Source organism: Okeania sp., assembly GCF_983059655.1.
Window position 1 is genome coordinate 1 of the sequence record NZ_CEZPJD010000554.1, and the last position, 2193, is coordinate 2193.

At 41.2% G+C, this 2193-nt stretch carries 1 protein-coding gene; it reads right to left on the minus strand.

Translation table 11 applies throughout. From position 1 onward, the window contains the following. Positions 1-404: 404 nt before the first annotated feature. On the minus strand, positions 405-2193 hold a 1789-nt coding region (locus AC3DU7_RS23990), incomplete at its 5' end, for a TolC family protein (protein ID WP_488041815.1).

Below are 2193 nucleotides of genomic sequence, written 5' to 3' on the forward strand. Positions count from 1 at the left end.
GGAGCTGGTGTCGTCGCGGGGTCTGACCGCTGTTGCCAGATGAGCTGTTGCCTGCGCACAGCGCTATATATAGTTTGTTCTGTAGGAAGAAGGCAGAAGAAAAAGCCACTATAAAACTCAGAGAAAGTAATATTTAGTTGTCCTGGTCGCCTAAGGATAGAGAGATATATTTTTTAATTTTTTCCCACAGTCCCCACAATCTCTCTAGCATTACTATGCACCACCAAATATTTTTCCCCTTTTCCCCTTTCTTCTTACCAAAAAATGAGGTTCACGCGCCTCCCTTTTTAAGGGGATGAAAAAAAATTAAATTCAGTATTTTCAAGCCTCCGACTAAAGCCGGAGGTACTGATAACTGATAACTGATAACTGATAACTGATAACTGAAATGACCTCTTCCTTCTTCAAGGAGTATCTGACAAATCTCCACCAGGAAGATTACTAACAGCTCGCTGTAGCTCCGACAAAGATCGGTTATAGTCAATAATTGCAGTTAACAAATTATTCTCTGCTCTAGTCAAATCTGTCTCAGCATCAATCACCTCTAACTGAGTTCCCACACCAGCTTGGAATCTTAGTCGCGCTAGACGTAAAGCCTCTCTTGCTTGTTCCACACCCAATTCTGCTGTAGAAATATTCTCAAAGCTAGCCTCCAAACCAAAAAAGGCTTGTTCAACTTCACGACGAACCTGATTTCTAACTTGCTCAAACCGATTTTCTGCAATATCTTGATCTAGAATACTCTGTCTAGCTGCCGCCCTAGCTGCACCACCATCAAAGAAATTCCATCTAAAGTTGAATCCTACTGTACTTCCATCAGCCCAGCCCCTGGCGGCAAAAGGGCTTAAGTCATCAGTAGTTAACCCCAACACATTGTAAGTGGCAAAGAAATTTAAGCTTGGCCTGATGGCGGAGAGAGCTAGTTTTCGCTGCTCGTCACTTAAGTCTCTTTGTACCAACTGTTGTTCTAACTCAGCTCGGTTTTGAAAAGCAGACACAATTGTTTCATCTAAAGATAGAGGCCAAGACCCTGCTGGCTCAATTGGATCGGCAGCCGTTAAATTAATTAACTGACTTATATTCAATCTTTCCACTAAGCGACGTTGGGCAGTACGCTGGTCTCGAAGTGAATTTGTGAGGTTTTGTTGTTCGTTGGACAATGTTACTTGAGCTTGCAATACATCAAACCTGGTTCCAACTCCAGCTCTTTCTAAGGCTTCAGCATCCTCTAAACTTTTTCTAGCGTTAGCCACAGCAGCTTCCCCAATTCTGACTCGTCCATCTGCTTCCTGTAGATCGTAGTATTCGTCAGATACATCAAAGCGTAATTGTTCTGAAACTCTCTCTAAATCTAGTTCTCGCAGGTGCATTTGCTCTCTAGCAATTCCAATTCTGGCAGAACGAGCTTTACCCAGGCCAAGGTCATAGTCAAATCGAAATTCATTGAGAAAAGTTGTGGTGGGGAAATTTTGGATATCTGTGTCTATAAACTCTGAGCCACTACTTTCGGCTAATCTTTCTCGAGCTCTGGCCTGCAAATCACCAGAGGAACTTTCTGTACGCTGTAGGCTTGAGTCAAAAGTTAGGCTAGGCCACAAAGCTGCTTGAGCCTCTCGCATACTTTCTCTACTTCTTTGGACTTCTAATTGAGCAATTTCTATTTCTGGATTATTGCGTCTGGCTAAGTCAATGGCTTGGTCTAAAGTAATTGGTATGGTTTCTTTTATCTGTACTTCATCAGGGGTAATTGGAAAGTTTAATGGGTTAGAAGATTTTGGTTTAATTTGAGAGGGAGGATTTGTTTGTAAGGTTCCGTCTGGTACTGGTGGAGGAAAACTTTCTGTTGTTTGTTGAACAATAATAAAGCCATTATTTCTTGATGAAGGTTTTTGATTTTCTACTCTGGCTAAATTAGGAACAGTATTGCTGCTTGAAGTTTGATTGAGACCTGTGGTTATTTGGGTAGATTTTTTCTGTGTTGAAGTATTGCCAAAAGTAGGTTGATTATAAATAGTTGTGGCTGAACTTCGGTTATTTCTACCTGGTAATTTCAGGGGATTAGTTAAGCCTAATGCTTGAGTTTCAGTCTGTGCTAAATCATTGACTGTCTCCATTCTTGGTGCTCGATTAATACTGGTCATTACTTGGTAAGAATTTCCTAGATTTGAATTTCTTTCCAATGTTGTTTTGGGG